Below are 20,461 nucleotides of genomic sequence, written 5' to 3'. Positions count from 1 at the left end.
AGAGTGAATGAAATATGAAATTCAAATTTTTATTTCGTGAAAAAATAATTTTTATAATTTCAATTATTTATTGGCTGCAATTTAGTTCTTGTTCAGATCGTGAGCCAACTGCTCCGGTTGAAATTACTAGACCAATGTATCTATCAATTTCTCCAAACTCCGGAGATTTAGCTTATTCAAAAAACGGCATAATTAATTTTATTTTCGATGAACCAATGGATATCGGAAGTTTTGAAAATAAATTTTCTCTAAAAGATAAAAATAATAATATTGTTAGTGGAGCATTTGCACAAAATGATAGCATTGTAACTTTTACTCCAAAAACGCAATTAGAAAAATCAACACTTTATTTTGCTTCTTTAAAAGGAAGCGTAAAAGATATTAATAATAATACTATTGGTGTAAACGGCGAGGGAATTTTTTCTGATACAATTGAAATAGCTAATACTTGGTTTTTTACAGAAGGTGATTATTCTGAAGGAGGATTTTATAATATTTTTCTTCGCGATAGAAAACAAGGGAAAATATATTCTTTCAAAAACTTATATGAATTAGGAAATGAAATATCTTCACTTTCCGCACCCGAGGGTTTTGCAATTTCTGAAGATGGAAAATATGCAGTTATTTCAAACACTTCAAAAAATCAAGTTGTAGTTTACGAAATTTCTACAAATCAAAATGTTGCAACGTTTTCAACAAATGCTTTTCCGGCAAATATTGTAATCAAAAATAATATTGCACATGTAATTAGTGTTAATGGAAAGCAGCTTACCAGTATTGATCTAAACTCAATAAGTATTCTAAGTCAAAATAATTTATCTTTTTTCCCCGGAAAACTTGCAATGTCAACCGATGGTTCAACACTTTATACTTTTGATCAGGTTACATTAGATTTGGTTTTGTTAAATCCAGAAAACGGACAAGTAATTAAACGACTAAATAAAAGTATTGCAAATTTAGTTGCGGGAGAAATTACTTTTGATGATCAAGACCAGCAATTATTTATTTGTGATACAAAAGGTAAAAAAGTAAAAGTTGTTGATAAGGATGGAAATTCCATAAATGATTTCTATTCTATGTCAGATGGAAAAGAACCTCGTCAAATTGTGATTTCTAAAGAAAATTTAATTTTGGCTGCTGGAAACAAAGTTTACCAACTTTCAAAATCTTCAAAAGAAATTTTAAATAATATTGAATTTGAAAATAATGTTCAATCCTTAACTGTTATTCCGACTAAGGAGCTTGTATATATTACGCTTACAACATCAGTAGTAATTTTAGATTTAAATACATTTACAATTTTAAAGGTAATTGATTTGGGCGTTTCCGGACTTGAGTCAATAATATCAAGCCCAGTTAAAAATTAATTTTGATGAGATAAAAATGAAACAATTTAAAATCATTCTAATACTTCTAAATTTTCTTATATTTTTTAATTTAATCGGACAACCAAATTTATCCGATCCGATGTTGTATCAAAGATATAATACATTGGATATAAATAGAGTAAGAACAATTTTTAACAATACCGGATTATTATGTGACGGTAATGAACAAAACATTCCACTTGCAAGACCGCCGGCATTTGAATATCCAAATGGAAGCGGAATAAGTTATGGAACTGCTGTAGGCATTGTTATTGGAGCGCCTGGAAATCAAGATGCCGGAGTTGTTGGCGGAGTTAACCTGGAAAATTTAGCTTATCTTGATGCAACTTTGGATGAAGGTCCCGCTGCATTTTGGGATGAAGAACATTTTGCTCCATATCCAGAAGTAACTGGAAATGATAAAGCGGCGTTAAGTTCAGATCCAACTACTTGGCCAACAAATGGATGGCCTTCAATTATTCCCGGAACAAATCAAAACTTATTAGTTGGAAGTGAAGGCTGGCCGGGAATGGGTTCAAATGGTGAGAGACTTGCAGATCAAGAAACTTATTCAGTAATGTATTCTTGGCAAGGAACTGATTTGGGTGATACGGATAGAAGATGGCTTCGTACCAGTATGGAAATGCGAGGATTGGCTTGGACCGGAGAATTGTATCAAGATTTTATTGTGTGGATTTTTATTATAAGAAATAATGGTGATGCAACAATAAAAGATATGCGTGCCGGTATTCATTCTGATTTTGGATATTTACCATTATTTAATTCACCAACTTCAACCGGAGATGACGATAGACATTACTATAGAAAAGATTTACAATTGGCTTATGGTACTGATGATAATGGTTACGAAGATCATCCCAATGGCGGATCATTAGCTGCCAATGAAATAGCGCATTCCGGAACAGTTGCATTAAGAATGCCCGGGGCTTCTAAAAAAGTTGAAACTTATGATGCGTTTCATTTTTGGATGGAAGCAGTTACTCCAAGAGGAAATGGTGCAAGTAAAGAATTATATTATAAATATAATCTTGCAAATTTAGAAGATCAGCATGATAGTGATAATGATGGAATTGATGATGACTTTGATGAAAATGGAGTTCCAGATGAATTAGACGGCGGACCCGGATATTTTTTAGGATTTGGTTCTGATGGATTGCAAGTAATTGGTTCTGGTGCATTTGATTTAGCGCCGGGTGAATCTGATACTTTAATTTTTGCAACTGTATTTGCAATGAATGAAAAAGAATTAATTAAAAACACAAAAAATGTAATTACACTTTATCAAAATAAATGGGAAGTTGTAAAAGCTCCGCAAGAACCTCAAGTTGAAGTTGTTGCCGGAGATGGAAAAAATACAATTTATTGGAATAAAATTAGTGAGCAAGACGAACAATTTGAAGGTTATAAAATTTACAGATCTTTAGATGGCGGCGTAACTTGGGGAAGTGAATCGTTTAAAGATTTTAACGGAGCAACAAAATATATTCCTTTAGCACAATTTGATAAAATTGATGGAATTGAAGGCTATTATAAAACACTGCCGGAATTTGCTTGGTTTAATTTAGGTGAAGAATCGGGTTTGCCAAATGAAACAATGCTAATAGAAAATTTATCTTTTTTTAATTCCGGAGATTCTGTAAGATATTTTGTTGATGATAATGTTGTTAATGGCGCTAAGTACAGATATTATGTCGCAGCATATGATACCGGAAATGCTATTACTGGTCCTTTAGAAAATACTGCCGCAAGCATTCCAAAAGTTGGATCAAATACAGTTGAAGTTGTTCCTTCAGCTCCGGCTGCATTATCAGAATTAAAAAATGTTAGAGTTGTTCCTAATCCTTATTTTGTTGCAAGCGGCTGGGAGATCGGAAATGAAAATCAAATTCAAATTACCGGATTACCGAGCAATGCAACAATAAAAATTTTCAATACGGCTGGAGAATTAGTTAAAACTATAAATCATGAAGCAAATAATTCAATTGCGGAAAGTATTGCTCAGTGGGATTTAAAAAATGAAGACCAGCAATTAGTGGCTTCCGGATTATATTTCTTTTATGTTGATTCTTCAATTGGCTCAGCTCAAGGGAAGTTTGTAATTATTCTATAATGTTAAAAGGTAAATGTGAAAAAATTCATTTTAATTGTTTTATTGATTTCAAATAAAATTTTATTTGCACAATATAATTTAGTTAATTATGATTATTCAAATGAAGATTTTGCAAATCCCGAAAGAGGATTTTACTCGCATTTTGAAGTTCAATCTGAAGGAAGTTCATTATCAATTAGTCAATTGCAAAATGTTAGAAGTGATAAGCAATCACTAATTTTAAGAATTTATTATCTCAAAAATTTTAAAGATAAATTGCTAAGTGATAAACAGCTAAACTTAATTAAAAATGATTTTAAAATTATGCGCGATGCCGGAATTAAATGTATTCTGCGTTTTGCTTATAGTCAAGATATTGGACAAACAGATGCTCCATTAAATATCGTTCTATCTCATTTAGATCAGCTAAAAGAAATTTTAGAAGATAATTATGATGTAATTGCTTTCTTTCAAGCCGGATTTATAGGAGCTTGGGGTGAGTGGCATTCATCAACAAATAATTTGGATAATGTAAATTCAAGAAGAGAAATAGTAAATAAAATACTTTCTGTTCTTCCTTCGGAAAGAATGATTCAGCTGAGAACTCCTTTATTCAAAAGAGAAATATTTGAAAGACAAACTTCGATTGAATATAGTGAAGCATTTAATGAATCTAATTTTTCAAGAACCGGACATCATAATGATTGCTTCTTAGCAAACTATGATGATTATAGTACTTATCAAGATACAACTGAAGAAAAAAAATATTTAAATGATGAATGTTTGTTTACACCAATGGGTGGCGAAACTTGTAATCCAAGTGAATTTTCTGAATGCGGAAATTCTCTTTCAGAATTGAAAAGATTACGTTGGACTTATTTGAATGATGGTTATCATCCTTCTGTAATTAGCGGATGGCAATCAGATGGATGTTTGCCGGAAATTAAATTAAAATTGGGTTATCGATTTCAATTACTACAAGGTGAGTTTAAGCAGAATGTAAAATTAGGAAATACTTTTGAGCTAAAATTAATTTTGCAAAATATTGGATTTGCATCTTTATATAATCCGAGAAATGTTGAAATTGTTCTTGAGAATAATCAAACTCAAAAAAAATATTTTTCTAAGCTTCCTATTGATCCAAGATTTTGGCAGCCGGATTCAATAATTACAATTGAAGAAATCATTGGTGTTCCGGAAAATATGGAAATGGGTGATTACAAAATTTATTTGAATATGCCCGATCCAATTGACCAATTGCATGATAGAGTTGAATATTCAATAAGATTTGCAAATCAAAATATTTGGGAATCAACAACCGGATATAACAATCTTAATTCAATTGTAAATATTAATGATACATCTAGTGGAAATATTTACAATGGAGATTTTATTTTTAGTGAGGTTAATAATCCAACTTCAATAGAAAATATTTTTGAAGATGGCAAGCAATCCGAAAATTTTATTACGAATTATCCTAATCCTTTCAATTCATCGACAAGGATAAAATTTTTTATTAAAGAACCGGCGAATGTAAATCTCAAATTATTCAATTCAATTGGTGAAGAAATTGATACAATTGTAAATGATTATTTGAGTGCTGGTTGGTATGAGAAAAATTTTGATGCAAATAAATTATCAAGCGGGATTTATCTTTTCAGTCTTTCAACTGGAGATGAAATGAAGTGTAGTAAAATGTTAATAATGAAGTAAAAAATATTTAAGGAGCAAAAATGTATTTTGATTGGGTAACTTGGAGTATTTGGCTTACCGGATTTATAATATTGGTAATTTGGATTATGGTACCCGTAAAAGAATTTAAAGTACTAATTCAAAAAAAACGCAGTGAAATTAAAAATAAAAGTGTGGAGTAATTCTTGAATACAATTGATTACATTATTGTTTTTACATTTCTTGGCGCAATGTTTTATGTCGGCTCAATTTTTTATAAATGGGTTGGAGATTCTGATGATTTCTATTTAGCCGGAAGACAATTAACTCCATTCATACTTGCAGCAGTTTTAGCCGCAACAAATGTTAATCTTTATAGTTTTGTTGGTCAAGCCGGTATTGCATACAAAGAAGGTATTTCAATAATATGGCAAACTTGGACCGGCAACATGGCAATGGTAATTTCCGGACTTTTTATAATTCCAATTTTTAGACGATTACGAATTAGAACTATTCCCGAATTTTTAGAAATGAGATACAGCAAAGGTGTTAGAACGTTTGTTGCGTTTATATGGATTTTTAGATTATCATTTTGGCTTGGTGTAGTTCTATATACTGCGGTTATAGCCGCTCAAACCATTACCGGATTTGAATCTTTTACCGGTTGGATTTTAATATTTTCGGTTGTGGTAATTCTTTATACAATGTTGGGCGGAATGTGGTCTGTTGCTTTAACAGATGTTATCCAATTTGTTTTAATGCTTGCCGGTGCTTTAATTCTATTACCAATTGTTATGAACTTAGTTGGTTGGTGGCCCGGTTTAGTTGAGAAACTTCCACAAGGATCTTTAACATTTGTTCAGCAAGAAGGAACATATAATTGGAAATTTATTTTAGCAATATTTCTTCTTGGAATTCAATGGGCAAGCGTTGATCAAGGTTTACTGCAAAGAGCATTCGGTGCGGAAAGTACAAGATCAGTTGCAAAAGGTTTAGTGCTTGCGGGAATTGTTACAACGCCATTTGCACTTTTGTGGAATTTACCGGGATTAGCAGCAAGGGTTTTATATCCGGCTTTAGAAAATTCTGATTCGGCAGTTCCAATACTTATTGCAAATCATATTCCTAATATTGTTTTAGGAGTAATTGTAGTTGGATTATTATCATCACAACTTTCTACAATTTCCGGAAATCTAAACGGAGTTGCAACAATTTTTACAAGTGATATTTATGCAAATATTTTGAAGCGGAATGCAACCGAAAAAGATTTTTTATTTGTAGCAAGAGTTGTTACAATAATTACTGGAATTGCAATGATGCTGTTCACATATTTGGTTCCGATGTTGGGCGGAGCAGTAAATGCTTATTTAACAATTATAGCAATTATGGATATGCCGCTTTTTATCATTGCAGTTTTCTATGGATTATTGTGGAAAAAAATTCATTGGAAAGGTGCAATTTTGGGATATAGTTTCGGTGCAATTTCTGGAGCTGTTGGACAATTTATTTTAAATTACGATTTTAATTTAACCACTTTTATTAGCGCCGGCGTTACAATTATTGCAACTCCTTTATTTAGTTTTATTTTTAAAACTAATGTTGAAAATCCAAATTTGTCGGCAATTTGGAAAGCTAGATCAACAAGTGATGAAGAAATTAAAGCAAATGATGTTTATCATATTTTTCCCAAAACATTTAAAGGTAAAATTAGTTTAGGAATTTTATTCGCTGGATTATTAATATTTTTAATTGGCGTAATTTCGGGAAGCAGCGCATACGAGTATGCTTCACATATTGCAATTGCCGGAATGGTGATTTATTTTATCGGTGGATTAGCAAGAACATATACGAATTAATATAGAGGTTAAAATTGAATTTAGAAAATGACATACTTAAAATATCTACTCCGGGCAGAGTATGTTTATTCGGTGAGCATCAGGATTATTTACATTTGCCGATTATTGCAAGCGCAATTTCAAGAAGAATTGTAATTCAAGGTAAACATCGAAATGACAAATTGATAAATATTCAAATGCCGGATATTAATTCGGAAGAAAAATTTTTACTTAATGGCGAACTTAGATATGAAGTTGAAAGAGATTATTTTAAAAGTGCAATAAATGTTTTACAGCGAAAAGGGTTTACTTTTTCTCAAGGTTTTGACTGTACAATAAATAGCAGTATCCCAATAAATGCGGGGACATCAAGCTCTTCAGCGTTAATGGTTAGCTGGATAAATTTTCTAGCAAGATTTAGTGATCAAACAAAAATTATATCTGCAAACGAAATTGCTCGTCTTGCATACGAAGCCGAAGTTCTTGAGTTTTCTGAACCGGGCGGAATGATGGATCATTATTCAACTTCGGTCGGTGGAATAATTTATTTAAGTTCTTTTCCAAAAATTGATTTGAAAATTGTAAATGCAAAATTAGGCTCGTTTGTTTTAGGAAATTCTAACGAACCAAAAGACACAAAATTTATTTTAGCAAATGTTAAAAATAGAGTTTTGGAATTAACAAAATTGCTGAAATCAAATCATCCGGATTTTTCATTACAATACGTAAATATTAATGAAATTGAAAAATACAAATCTGAGCTTAGCAGTAATCAGTATGAACTTCTTTTAGGAACAATACAAAATAGAAATATCACTTTTGAAGCCGAAAAGGTTTTACAATCTGATAATATTGATCATAAGCATTTAGGCAAACTGATGACTCAGCATCATAATATTTTAAGGGATGTTTTAAAAATCTCAACTCCCAAAATTGAAGAAATGATTTATGCTGCATTGGAAGCCGGAGCTTATGGCGCTAAAATAAACGGTTCCGGTGGCGGCGGTTGTATGTTTGCTTACGCTCCGGAAAATACTGAACAAGTTTTTGAAGCTGTAAAAAAAATTAGCTCAGATACTTTTATTGTTGAAGTAGATAAAGGAACAGTTGAAGAAATTTATGAGGAAGTTTCTTGAAAAGTAAAACAGTAATTATTCTCGCCGGTGGAATTAGTTCGCGAATGAAAAATCCCACCGATGAAAACTTATCGGTTGAAAATAAATTGTTGGAAGATGCAGATAAAAAATCTAAAGCTATGATTGGCGTTGGAAATGGATATCGACCTTTCCTTGATTATTTATTATTCAATGTAAAAAAATCTGGTTATGAAAATGTGATAATTGTAATCGGGGAAAAAGATAATTCCATAAAGCAGTATTACGGTTCAAACGATATTAATGATTTTCTCGGTTTAAAAATATCTTACGCTACACAATTTATTCCATCAAACAGAATTAAACCTTTGGGAACCGCGGATGCTTTATTTTCTGCTTTAAAAGTTTCTCCTTGGCTAAAAGATGATGAGTTTACAGTTTGTAATAGTGATAATCTGTATTCTGTAAAAGCTTTAAATTTAATGTTAAATACAGAATTCAAGAATGCAATGATAAATTATGATAGAGATGGCTTTGAGTTTGAAAAAGAGCGCGTTGAAAAATTTGCTGTCACAAAAATTGATGATGAAGAATTTCTTCTCGATATTATTGAAAAACCTTCCGCTGAAATAATTGAACAAATAAAAACACAAGATGGATTTGTCGGTGTTAGTATGAATATTTTCAAATTAAATTTTAATATGATATATTCATTTTTAGAAAATGTTAAATTTCATCCCGAAAGAAATGAGAAGGAACTACCAACTGCAATTAAGAATATGATTGATAAATTTCCACAAAGTTTAAAAACATTTAAAATGAAAGAGCACGTGCCGGATTTAACAAGCAAAAAAGATATAATTCCAGTAAAAAAATATTTAATGAAAGAATTTGAAAAATTGAATTTTGAAAATGAGTAAAGTACTTAAGAAAAATAAAATAAGAAGAAATTTAATTTTGCGTGCGCTTTTAGATAATGGACCAATGTCATTATCTGAATTAAAAGAAAAAACCGGAATCACACTTCCGGTAGTTTCATCATTAGTAAAATCTATTAAGAAAAAAGATTTAGTTGTTGATATAATTCAAGAAGGGAATGTTGGTGTTGGAAGGCCGCCATCCCTAATAAAATTAAATGGAAAAGCCGGTTATGTTTTAGGAATTGATTTAGATAGAATTTATTCTAAATTTATTTTACTTGATCTTGAACATAACATAATTGCCGATGTTGATAAAAAGCAAAGTTTTTTATCAAATGATTTTTCGGTGTTAGAAAAATTGAAAAAAGAAATTGATGATATTTTAACACAAAATAAAATTAAATGGGAAACACTTTTAGGTATTGGAATTTCAATTCCAGGTTTTGTCGATACATTTAAAGGAACTACAAAAACATATTTAAATTTTAATGAAAAACCAATACGTGATATTTTGCAAGATTATTTTAAAAAGCCCGTGCATATTGAACATGATGTTAAAGCGCTTGCTTTGGGAGAACTTTGGTTTGGAAGTGCAAAAAATCAAAAGAATGCATTATGTCTTAAAGTTGATTGGGGCGTTGGTTTAGGAATTATTATTGATGGAAAAGTTTATTACGGAAATGATTCCTTCGCCGGTGAATTTGGACACATTCAAGTTGTTCCCAAAAATGGTGCGCTCTGCTATTGTGGAAAAAGAGGATGCTTAGAAACAGTTGCTTCCGGTCGTTCAATAATAATAAATACAATCGAAAGATTAAAGAAAGGTGAAACATCGCTTTTAAGTGAACTCTATAAAAATGATATTGACTCAATTGATGCGCGTGCAATAATCAAAGCCGCTATTGAAGGCGACCAATTTTCGCTTGAAATAATTGAAGATGTTGCTAAATATTTAGGTTTTGCATCAGCAATGTTGGTTAATATTTTTAATCCTTCTTGTATTATTCTTGGCGGAAATATTGCTTCAACGGCACCGCAAAATTTTGTTGAGACCATAAAATCAAATACACAAAAATATTCTCATTCACAGTTAAATAGAAATTTAGAATTTGTAGTTTCCAATCTTGGATTTAAAGCCGGCGCTCTTGGAGTTGCAATGCTTGTGGCAAAAGAATTATTTGAGATTGAACACCTTAATCCATCTGCATATGTTTAATAATTAAAATACTTCGATGAATATGACGACTAATAATCTTCAAAATAATGATCGACTTATGTCACTTGATCTTTTCCGCGGACTTACAATGTTCTTTCTTGTTTTGGAAGGAACTGAATTTTATGGTTACGTTAGGGAAGCAACAAGTGAAGGAAGTTTTTTCAATAATCTAATTCTTCAATTTCATCATCATACTTGGAATGGATTAAGATTTTGGGATTTAATTCAGCCGTACTTTATGTTCATTGTTGGTGTAGCAATGGTCTTTTCAATCAATAAAAGATTAAGCAAAGGCGTTGCCAAAAGTGAAATTACAAAACATATAATTATTCGCAGCATTTTACTTTTTTTATTTGGTGTAATTTTACATTGTGGTTATTCCCATAAATTAGTTTGGGAACTTTGGAATGTTTTAACTCAATTGGGATTTACAATTCTGATATCATATGCAATTTTTAATTTGAGAATTCGCTATCAATTTATAATTACAATTTTAATTTTAGTACTTACAGAAATTTTGTACCGATATACAAATATTGATGGATTTAATCAACCATTTGAAATAGGAAAGAATTTTGGTTCTTGGATGGATTTAATTCTAATGAATAAAATCAATGATGGTGGCTGGGTTGTAATTAATTTTCTTCCAACTTCGGCTCACACAATTTGGGGAGTAATTGCAGGAAAAATATTATTTAGCAAAAAAGAAAATTTTGATAAATTTAAAATTATTGCCATTGCCGGATTTATTGGAATTGTTGCCGGTTATAGTTTAGATTTTCTTGGAATCACTCCAATAATTAAAAGGATTTGCACAAGTTCATTTGTAATTGTTTCTGGCGGATGGAGTTTATTAACGTTAGCAATATTTTATTATTTGGTTGATTTGAAAGGCTTCAATAAAGGATTAACAATTTTTGTTGTTGTAGGAATGAATCCAATATTTATTTATATGTTTAGCCAAACTCTCGGTGGACAATGGTTCAATGGATTTGTAAATATTTTTGTTGGTGATTTCGCTCAATATTTATCCGTACATCAAGAGATTTCAAATATTATAAATTCGCTTGTAGTTTTTTCAATTGAGTTATATTTATGTTATTGGTTATATATGAAAAAAATATTTTTCAAAATATGATTTTTTATTTCTTAATAGATTGAAGGAAATTATATGAACAATTTCAAAAGAAGAGATTTTATTAAAACTGCAGCAATAGCTGGTTTGGGCATTGCGGTTTCACCATCATTAATTAAATCTGAATTGAAAAATAAATTTAAAAGATCTAAAACATCAGGTAAAACAAATATTGCATTTATTGGTGTTGGAGGAAGAGGTCGTTCACATGTAGAATTAGTTGCACAAAGAACAGATACAGAAATTACCGCAATTTGTGATATTGATCCCGATGCAGTTACCAAAACTCAAAAATTACTAAGAGATAATAATCGTAAAGAAGCTACGGTTTATACCGGTGATGAATATTCATTTATGAAACTTTTAGAAAGGGATGATGTTGATGGTGTAATTATTGCAACTCCTTGGGTTTGGCATTCAAGAATGTCGGTTGCATCAATGAAAGCCGGAAAGTTTACCGGCGTTGAAGTTTCCGCCGCAAATACTTTAGAAGAATGCTGGGATTTGGTAAACACTTACGAAGAAACCGGAATTCCATTAATGATTTTAGAAAATGTATGCTACGCAAGAGAATCAATGGCAGTTTTAAAAATGATTAGAGAAGTAATATTTGGTGAATTAGTTCATGCAACTTGCGGATATCGACATGATTTAAGAGAAGTACTTTTTAATGGCGGCAATCAAACTTACGGCGGCGGTGTTGAATTTGGTGAAAAAGCTTTAGGAGAAGCAAGATGGCGAACTCAATATTATTTAAATCAAAACTCAGATGTTTATCCTACGCACGGACTTGGTCCCGTTGCTACATGGTTTGATATAAATCGTGGAAATAGATTTGTAACTTTAACATCTACAGCCACAAAAGCAGTTGGATTAAAAGATTATATTGTTAATCATCCAAAAGGCGGAGAAGATCATCCGAATGCAAAATTAAAATGGAAAATGGGAGATATAATAACTTCCGTAATTAAAACTGCAAATGATGAAACAATTATTTTAAATCATGATACAAGCCTTCCGCGCCCATATTCTTGGGGATTTACATTACATGGATCAAAAGGAGTTTGGTGCGGTGATTTTGAAGGAAGACGAATTTATCTTGAAGGAAAATCTCCTCAGCATGAATGGGAAGTAAATGAAAATTTTGATAAATACATGAAACAATTTGATCATCCACTTTGGGCAGAAGAAGAAAAAAATGCGGCAAATGCTGGTCATGGTGGAATTGATTATTTCACAATTAAACAATTTGTTGATTCAGTGAAAGAAGAAAAAAATCCACCGATTGATGTATATGATGCAGCAGCATGGAGTGTGATAACTCCTTTATCCGAAGCATCAATTCAAAATAATAGTACACCACAATATTTCCCGGATTTTACAAGAGGAAGATGGATGAGCAATAAACCAATTTTTGGAATGTGATAATTCATAGATTTGAGATATGAGATTGGAAGAAAATAAACCTCCGAGGTTTCAGAAACCTCGGAGGTTTGAATATTAAGTTATCTTAAGTATGCTTCTTTAAAAATGTGCCGAAATTTATCCAAGTATAAAAAAGATAGTAAGAAAGAAATTTTGGCAAGAGAGCATTATAAATTATTTTAGTCAAACCTATAATAATCTGTATCATAAGTTCTCCAACCAGTATCACGAGAAAATACTGCGCGAAGAATCTTCTTATCAGTGTCTGTAGCGCGGGAGACCTCTATTGGCGGACCCCAATTATACCAACTCTGTAAATCATTAGAACGGAAAGGCATATAAACAAGACCAGAAGCTAATTCATGTCCCATTAATCTTTTAATTTGAGACATATCTGGCTCAGGATACATACCAAAAATTGTTTCACAATACTCAATAGATGGAGGATTAAAAGTAAGATCGGCATAAGGATTAGTCAATGCAACAGCATTTCCATATTCAGCACTAGTTTTAATTATATAATAGTTCAACGTTCTGACAGGAGGAGGTATCAAACCAACTTCAATATTTACACCTTTCAAAAAACCTTCAGGAAATAACTTACCCTTCGTAACATCATTCAACTCTCCACGAATAAAAGTCTTCAACGTAGATGCAAATTCCTTATTCCAAGAATTATTAAGTGTATCAGCAACAATATAAAACGTAGGAGGATTAATAAAACGCATAGAATATTCACCTACAGTCGCATCCCTAGCAGAAGTATAATTCATAAATGTCATTACACTGTCTGGAAATTCTTCTAAAGTCAAGACGTCTTCAACAACATTAGAAGTATCACTACGAACATATAAATGCTTCTTTCTAGTCCAGATATCATCACCAAAAATATCGAGTTTACGCAAAGAATCACCAACAGGAATTTGAAGTGAAAACTTACCTAAATCATCAGCAACAGTTTTATAACCATCAATTAACACATTAACATTAGGAACAAAATTATCCAAAGAATCATACCTCATCGTCGAGATAACCTGTCCATCAACATTAACGCAGGAGAAACAACTAAATCGCCCAAATCAACAGAAGAACCATCAATCTCCTGATTCAAAACATAAGTAACAGGCAAAATAGAACGACCAAAAATCCTAACAGAATCAACAACACCAAAAGAAGAAGACTTAGAAAAAACAGGAGAAACATCAGAAATACGCACAGGAGAAGACAACAAAACACCAGAACTTCCAACATCAGAAACCAAAGAAACCTTACGAGTAAAAACACCATCATCAGAAGACATACGAACAAAATATACACCAGAAGCAAACTTATCCAAATCAAAACTAGTCCTCCAAACACCAGAACTAAAAACATCATCAACAACAGAAAGACACTCACGACCTAAAATATCATATACTCCAACTCGTATTTTCGTCTCCATCGGAATTGTTAATTCTACATTTGATATTCCGCTTGTTGGATTTGGATACGCTTCCGTTAATGAATATTTCGAAGGTATTATCTCTCCGCTACTAATTCCTGTAATAGTTAAGCCAAATGAACCATTAACTCCAGAAACAACAGAAGAAGGACTATATTCACCATTAATAAAAATTTCAACAGACTTACCAGACAAACCAACACCACCCTTATCAGCAACACGACCAGAAAAACGAATATCAGAACCATAAAACATTACTGAAGTAAATAACAAAACTCTACCAACATTCTTAAGTATTCTGAAAAGAGTTCTAAAAATCATTTATTTACCTTTGAGTTCTTTATCATATCAGACAACTCTTTTTGTGGAATCTTATTCAAAGGAACAATCTTTTCAAAACCAGAAATCCTCTTCTCAAAATACCTAGTAGAACCATCAAGCATCGTGAACGAATAACAAGCAACAATATTAGGATTAGACTTACTTAAAGAACCACCAAAACCACCATCATCCCTATCAGGAGCAACAGTACCCATAGGACGCTGATTAAGATATAATCTAATAGGATAATCATTAGAAGTATAATTACGTGTAGAAAAAGGAGGACCACGATTAGAAACAGAACGAATATCAGTCATACGACCAGTCTTATAAATACCAGTATCCAACTCATGAAGAGTACCACTATCAATATTACGCCAAACAGGATAAGTAGGAGAAGCATCCTTAAAAGAATCATACATAGTCTCAGCAGCCAAAATCTCACCAGTAGAATAATCAAGATAAGTACCGGTAAAAGCCAAACCACCATAGTTAATTCTTACAGAATCATCCCAATAAATAATATATTTACCATTATTATACACACCAGAAACAGGATCATAAAATAATACATCCCTATCAATATTCCAAGAATAACCCTTAAGACTACCATCAGGAAACTTAAGAATCTGCGAAGCAGGAACCATAACAGAATCAATCTTAAACAAATTATAATCAATTAACTGACTCCAAGACTCAACCTGAGAATTAGGAGGGGAGAGAGTAGTGTCAGTAGCAAAAACAAACTCCGGAACAACACCCCACTTAGCACTCCTAAAAGGCAAACCGGAAATACCTTCATTAACACCAAAATTCTTAACCATAAAATTATAAATACTATCAGGATAACTATCATAAGTCAAAACATCAAACTCCTGCAAACGATCATCCAAAATTTTTATTTTAGTATCACGCTGACGCATAAGCGGAGAAGTAATACGCACATCATAAGGAATATCAGACTCCTTTAACTGCATTATTGCACGACCACTCAAATCAGTCAAGACAGAATCCTTACCAATACGAACCATAGCGTTAGCAACACCATAAAGTTCCTTCTCACGCCAACGCAACAAATCATAAACAAACACAGGAACATCACGCAAAACCTTATGCAAAAACACATCAGAAACATCCAAATGACCATCTAAAAAACCGACATCACGCAAAACCAGACAACGATAATCAGGAAAAGAAAACACGAGAGAATCAATAAACCTAGAACCATCAGAAGACTTACCAAGAGAAGAATAATCAGAAACACGAGACAAAGAAAACAACTCACCAGAAGACACATGCTTATCAACAACCAATTTAGAAGTCTTAACACGACGACCTTCAGAAAACAATCCAACAACATAAAAACCCGCAGCATAATTACGCAAATCAAAACCAGAACGCCAAACACCACGAGAAACATCAAAAGCGTCAGAAAAACACTCTTCACCCAAAACATTAAAAACTTTTAGTGTAATATTTGATTGTTTGGGAACACCAAATTCTACATTTGAAATACCCGAAGTTGGATTGGGATATGCTTCTGATATTGAATAATTGTCATATATTATTTTTTCATTTTTTATATCTGTTAGCGATGCATTTATTGAAAATCTTCCATTGTTATCTGTAATTCCGGTTTCAACTCTTTGATCAGAATTATTATATGAAGTGTGGACTTCAACTGTAACATTAGATAATGGAGTTTGTGTAGTTTCATCTACTACTCTTCCAGTAACTGGAACGGATTGAGAAAATGCTTTGTTGGCAAAGAATAATGTGAAAAATGAAAAGGCAAATCGGAAGATATTAGATGTGAAATTTGAGATAAAAGAATTTAAGATTTTTGAAATAAAAGTATCAGAAATAACGGTTGATCTATTAACGGAATCTAATACCAGCATCCATGGTGCAAATGTTTGTTTTTCTGATAAGAACTTTTTCCACTGTTCTTTTTTTCTCTCTTTCTGAAAACTAAATATTTGTCTCAGTATTTTTGAATCTTCACGCTTACCTATTTGTTTTAGTACCTCTACTAAATAATCTTGGAAAGTTATTGGTATTAGTTTGTGTTCAATGTTTTGTTTAGCGTAATTGCCAAGTTCGGTTTTTCTTCTGCGGTAAATGAATTTCATAAAAATCCATTAAATTATATTGTTAAACTAATTAAATAAGTTTATGGTAATCAAGAAAGATTTTTGCGTATCTTGGTAATGGCTTGAATAATTACAAAAATATTGTTTATTTAACAATAACTTTTTTATGTTAACTGCATGGATAAATATTCGTTTACAAATTATTTTCTAAAAGAGGTTATTGTAAAAAGACCCTATATAAAAATTGAATGGTGCATTTATGTAATTGAAAATCCGGTAAAAGTAGAAAAACAAGAAGATAATAGATATAGATTTTGGGCTAAAATTGAAGAACTAAACGGTAAATTTTTAAGAGTTGTAACATTAGAAGATAAAACTACAATACACAATGCTTTTCCAGATAGGAGATTTGAAGAATGAAAATAAATTATTATGAAGAAACGGATTCACTTTACATAGATTTATCATCAAGAACCAGCGAGAGAAGTGATGAAATTGCTGAAGGAATTGTTTTAGATTATGATGCCAACGGAAATTTAGTTGGAATAGATATTGATAACGCCTCAAAAAAAATGGATTTGAAAGAACTGATTTTAACAAAATTACCTTTTGAAAATCAAAAAATATCTGCATAAAAACATATATTTTTAACTTCTCATCGTCTTTCATTCTGAGTTCTGTGTTCTTTTTTTAAGAGATTCTCACGTTACTCTACTCCTCAGAATGACAAATTTGTCTTTCGTTTTTCTTTTCACATTTCACTTTTAACGTTTTTTATTTCTACGTTTATTCGCCTTTACATTTCAACGTTTATACGTTTTAACGTTTTCCCTTTCTCATTTAAATTCAATCATTCTCAAATTTGAAAAGAAATATATATTTTATTTAATAATCAGACCTAAAGTCTAAATCTAAATTGAGCCTATTCAACTTAAACAAATTTTTTGTTTTACTTCTTTTTATGAATTTTTATAAATATTTTGGCATAAATATTATACTCTAAATAACATTGAAAGAAATTATTGGAGTTTTTTATGGCAAAAGTTAAAGGCGATATTATTATCGATATCGAAAAATGCAAAGGCTGCGAACTTTGCGTTGAAGCTTGTCCGCAAGATTCACTTCAAAGAGCCCGCCAAGTAAACAACAAAGGTTATTTGTACATTGTAAAAGTTATTGATAATTGTACCGGTTGCACAAATTGTGCATTGGTTTGTCCCGAAGGTGCAATTACGGTTTACAGAAAAACCGAAAGCGGCAATAAACAAATTGCAGAAGTTAAAAATATTTCTTCCGACATTTCAATTGAGGTGAACGAATGAAAGATTTACAATTAATGAAAGGTAATGAAGCATTGGCAGAAGCAGCAATTCGTGCCGGCTGCGATGCATATTTTGGATATCCAATTACTCCTCAATCAGAAGTTTTGGAATATTTGAGTCGTGAAGCTGAAAGTAGAACTGGAATGGTTGTTCTTCAAGCAGAAAGTGAAATTGCTTCAATAAATATGGTTTATGGCGCCGCCGGAACCGGAAAGAAAGTTATGACTTCTTCTTCAAGTCCCGGGATGAGTTTAATGCAAGAAGGAATTTCTTACATTGCTTGCGCAGAACTTCCTTGTTTGTTGGTAAATGTTAATCGCGGCGGACCGGGATTAGGAACAATCCAGCCGGGACAAAGTGATTATTTTCAAAGTGTAAAAGGCGGCGGACACGGTGATTATAGATTAATTGTTTTAGCTCCGGCAACAGTTCAAGAAATGGCAGATTTTGTAAAATTAGGATTTGAGTTAGCATTTCAATATCGAAATCCGGTATTGATTTTAACGGATGGCGCTCTTGGTCAAATGATGGAAAAAGTTGAATTATTTCCTCAGCAAGAAAGAAAATTTGAAATATTAGATTGGGCATTAACCGGAAAAGTAAAAGAAAGAAATCATAATATTATAACTTCGTTAAATCTTAAAGCAGAAGAAATGGAAATTATTAATATCCATCTTCAAAAAAAGTATAAAGAAATTGAGAAGAATGAAATTAGATATGAAGCTATTGATTGTGATGATGCTGAATATTTAATTGTTGCTTATGGATTGGTTGCCCGAATTTGTACAAAAGCTGCACATCTTGCCAGAGAAAAAGGAATTAAAGTCGGTGTACTTCGACCAATTTCATTATTCCCTTATCCTTATGAAATTATCAACAAACTTGCCGATCAAGTAAAAGGTATTTTAGATGTTGAAATGAGTGCTGGGCAAATGGTTGAAGATGTTAGGCTTGCCGTAAACGGAAAAATTCCGGTTAAGTTTTATGGAAGAATGGGCGGAGTTGTTCCGGGTCCAGAAGAAATTTTAAAGGCAATTGAAGAAAAATTAGTTGGAGGTGCCGCATGAATGAAAAAGCATTAATTGATGATGAACATTTTGAACATACATTAAGATGTGAACACGCTGAAATTATTTCACCGGAAAATATAGTTTATGAAAAACCGGGCACTTTGTTAGATGTAGATATGCATTATTGTCCGGGCTGCGGTCATGGTGTAGTTCATAGAATTTTAGCGGAAGTTATTGATGAAATGGGAATACAGTCTGAGGTAATTGGTGTTGCACCAGTGGGATGTTCAGTTCTGGCATATAATTATTTAAATATTGATTTTTCAGAAGCAGCTCATGGAAGAGCTTCTGCTGCAGCAACCGGAATTAAAAGAGTTCTTCCGGAAAAATATGTTTTTTCCTATCAAGGCGATGGCGATTTAGCTGCAATCGGAACCGGCGAAACAATTCACACATGCAATCGTGGTGAAAATATTTTAATTCTATTTATCAATAATGGAATTTACGGAATGACCGGCGGACAAATGGCTCCAACCACTTTGCCGGGAATGAAATCAACAACTTCTCCATTTGGAAGAGACGTTGCAACAATGGGAAATCCTTTAAAAATTACTGAGTTAGTTGCGATGCTGCCCGGAACTTATTACGTAACTCGTCAATCAGTTCACAAACCGAATAATGTGCGCAAAACGAAAAAAGCAATTCAGAAAGCATTTGAATTACAAAAAGACAAAAAGGGAACTTGCTTTATAGAAATTGTTTCAAACTGCCCATCAAATTGGAAGATGACGCCGATCGAATCAAATCACTGGCTTGAAGAAAATATGCTTCCGTATTATCCGCTCGGCGATATTAAGTTACCAAATGGGAGGAATTAATTATGACTGAAGAAATTATTATTGCCGGATTTGGCGGTCAAGGTGTTTTATCAATGGGAATGATTTTATGTTATTCCGGAATGATTGAAAATAAAGAAGTGAGTTGGATGCCATCTTACGGACCGGAAATGCGCGGCGGAACTGCAAATTGCATTGCAATAATTAGTGATACAAAAATCAGCTCGCCAATTGTTTCAAAATATGATACTGTAATTGCGCTTAATCAACCATCTGTTGATAAATTTGAAAAAGCCGTAAAACCTAATGGTTTATTGCTCTATGAAGCAAATAATGTTATTCATCCTCCGACAAGAAACGATATTGAAATTATTGGAATTGATGCAACGAAAGAAGCTGCGAAAATGAAAAATATTAAAATTATGAATATGATTATGCTTGGAGGTTTTTTGAAAAAAAGACCAATAATAGAAATTACAAATATATTAGAAGGATTGAAAAAAGTTCTTCCCGAAAGATATCATAACTTAATTCCGCTCAATGAACAAGCACTTAGAAGAGGAATGGAAATGGTGGAAGAAAGCTCGGTAACAATATAAAAATATTTCTAAAATTTAAATTTAAGCCCGTACAAAATGTACGGGTTTTTTATTATTGATTTGAAA

At 32.1% G+C, this 20,461-nt stretch carries 19 protein-coding genes; 16 read left to right on the top strand and 3 right to left on the bottom strand.

Going from position 1 to position 20,461, the window contains the following annotated elements:
• The first annotated feature begins 14 nt into the window (after nt 1–14).
• The 10 genes from IPH62_18845 to IPH62_18800 are packed head-to-tail and all read left to right on the top strand — an operon-like array spanning nt 15 to nt 12,773.
• Entirely contained in the window at nt 15–1,367 is a 1,353-nt protein-coding gene (locus IPH62_18845) for an Ig-like domain-containing protein (GenBank protein ID MBK7107337.1), read from the top strand.
• A gap of 16 nt (nt 1,368–1,383) precedes the next feature.
• The gene (locus IPH62_18840) at nt 1,384–3,498 is read left to right on the top strand and encodes a T9SS type A sorting domain-containing protein (GenBank protein MBK7107336.1); all 2,115 of its coding nucleotides are present in this window, start codon (nt 1,384–1,386) and stop codon (nt 3,496–3,498) included.
• A 15-nt stretch (nt 3,499–3,513) separates the two neighbouring features.
• Nucleotides 3,514–5,190 (top strand): DUF4832 domain-containing protein, encoded by a 1,677-nt coding sequence (locus IPH62_18835; protein MBK7107335.1) that lies wholly within the window; start codon nt 3,514–3,516, stop codon nt 5,188–5,190.
• Nucleotides 5,191–5,210: 20 nt separating this feature from the next.
• Nucleotides 5,211–5,351 carry a hypothetical protein gene (locus tag IPH62_18830; GenBank protein ID MBK7107334.1) on the top strand — a complete coding sequence of 47 codons (141 nt, stop codon included), beginning with the start codon at nt 5,211–5,213 and terminating at the stop codon, nt 5,349–5,351.
• A 3-nt stretch (nt 5,352–5,354) separates the two neighbouring features.
• The gene (locus IPH62_18825; protein ID MBK7107333.1) at nt 5,355–7,004 is read left to right on the top strand and encodes a sodium:solute symporter family protein; all 1,650 of its coding nucleotides are present in this window, start codon (nt 5,355–5,357) and stop codon (nt 7,002–7,004) included.
• A 32-nt stretch (nt 7,005–7,036) separates the two neighbouring features.
• A complete protein-coding gene (locus tag IPH62_18820) occupies nt 7,037–8,119 on the top strand; it encodes a GHMP kinase (GenBank protein MBK7107332.1) in 1,083 nt (360 codons plus the stop codon).
• A 44-nt stretch (nt 8,120–8,163) separates the two neighbouring features.
• The gene (locus IPH62_18815; GenBank protein ID MBK7107331.1) at nt 8,164–8,997 is read left to right on the top strand and encodes a nucleotidyltransferase; all 834 of its coding nucleotides are present in this window, start codon (nt 8,164–8,166) and stop codon (nt 8,995–8,997) included.
• The gene (locus IPH62_18810; protein MBK7107330.1) at nt 8,990–10,213 is read left to right on the top strand and encodes an ROK family transcriptional regulator; all 1,224 of its coding nucleotides are present in this window, start codon (nt 8,990–8,992) and stop codon (nt 10,211–10,213) included. The genes IPH62_18815 and IPH62_18810 overlap by 8 nt, the downstream gene beginning before the upstream one ends.
• 22 nt (nt 10,214–10,235) lie before the next feature.
• Nucleotides 10,236–11,351 (top strand): DUF5009 domain-containing protein, encoded by a 1,116-nt coding sequence (locus IPH62_18805; GenBank protein MBK7107329.1) that lies wholly within the window; start codon nt 10,236–10,238, stop codon nt 11,349–11,351.
• A 33-nt stretch (nt 11,352–11,384) separates the two neighbouring features.
• Nucleotides 11,385–12,773, top strand: a complete 1,389-nt coding sequence (locus IPH62_18800; protein MBK7107328.1) for a Gfo/Idh/MocA family oxidoreductase — start codon at nt 11,385–11,387, stop codon at nt 12,771–12,773.
• Between the two features lie 179 nt (nt 12,774–12,952).
• On the opposite strand, the gene IPH62_18795 is transcribed toward IPH62_18800, so the two are convergent.
• The 3 genes from IPH62_18795 to IPH62_18785 are packed head-to-tail and all read right to left on the bottom strand — an operon-like array spanning nt 12,953 to nt 16,667.
• Complete coding sequence (locus IPH62_18795; protein ID MBK7107327.1) at nt 12,953–13,780, bottom strand: hypothetical protein; 828 nt, start codon at nt 13,778–13,780, stop codon at nt 12,953–12,955.
• A gap of 11 nt (nt 13,781–13,791) precedes the next feature.
• Nucleotides 13,792–14,535, bottom strand: coding sequence for a T9SS type A sorting domain-containing protein (locus IPH62_18790; protein ID MBK7107326.1), 744 nt, complete (start codon nt 14,533–14,535; stop codon nt 13,792–13,794).
• Nucleotides 14,532–16,667 carry a T9SS type A sorting domain-containing protein gene (locus IPH62_18785; protein MBK7107325.1) on the bottom strand — a complete coding sequence of 712 codons (2,136 nt, stop codon included), beginning with the start codon at nt 16,665–16,667 and terminating at the stop codon, nt 14,532–14,534. The genes IPH62_18790 and IPH62_18785 overlap by 4 nt, the downstream gene beginning before the upstream one ends.
• Before the next feature lie 138 nt (nt 16,668–16,805).
• On the opposite strand from IPH62_18785, the gene IPH62_18780 reads away from it, so the two are divergent.
• The 6 genes from IPH62_18780 (at nt 16,806) to IPH62_18755 (ending at nt 20,395) form a co-directional block, all read left to right on the top strand.
• A complete protein-coding gene (locus IPH62_18780) occupies nt 16,806–17,048 on the top strand; it encodes a hypothetical protein (GenBank protein ID MBK7107324.1) in 243 nt (80 codons plus the stop codon).
• Nucleotides 17,045–17,263, top strand: a complete 219-nt coding sequence (locus IPH62_18775) for a DUF2283 domain-containing protein (GenBank protein ID MBK7107323.1) — start codon at nt 17,045–17,047, stop codon at nt 17,261–17,263. The genes IPH62_18780 and IPH62_18775 overlap by 4 nt, the downstream gene beginning before the upstream one ends.
• 399 nt (nt 17,264–17,662) lie before the next feature.
• A complete protein-coding gene (locus IPH62_18770; GenBank protein MBK7107322.1) occupies nt 17,663–17,950 on the top strand; it encodes a ferredoxin family protein in 288 nt (95 codons plus the stop codon).
• Nucleotides 17,947–19,017 (top strand): 3-methyl-2-oxobutanoate dehydrogenase subunit VorB, encoded by a 1,071-nt coding sequence (locus tag IPH62_18765; GenBank protein MBK7107321.1) that lies wholly within the window; start codon nt 17,947–17,949, stop codon nt 19,015–19,017. The genes IPH62_18770 and IPH62_18765 overlap by 4 nt, the downstream gene beginning before the upstream one ends.
• The gene (locus IPH62_18760; protein MBK7107320.1) at nt 19,014–19,838 is read left to right on the top strand and encodes a 2-oxoglutarate oxidoreductase; all 825 of its coding nucleotides are present in this window, start codon (nt 19,014–19,016) and stop codon (nt 19,836–19,838) included. Before IPH62_18765 ends, IPH62_18760 begins: the two co-directional genes overlap by 4 nt.
• Nucleotides 19,839–19,840: 2 nt before the next feature.
• A complete protein-coding gene (locus tag IPH62_18755) occupies nt 19,841–20,395 on the top strand; it encodes a 2-oxoacid:acceptor oxidoreductase family protein (GenBank protein ID MBK7107319.1) in 555 nt (184 codons plus the stop codon).
• The last annotated feature ends 66 nt before the right edge of the window (nt 20,396–20,461 follow it).

This window comes from Ignavibacteriota bacterium (assembly GCA_016708125.1).
Taxonomy (GTDB): Bacteria; Bacteroidota; Ignavibacteria; order Ignavibacteriales; family Melioribacteraceae.
Note: the sequence above shows the minus strand (reverse complement) of the source record. Positions and strands in the feature narration are given on the sequence as shown.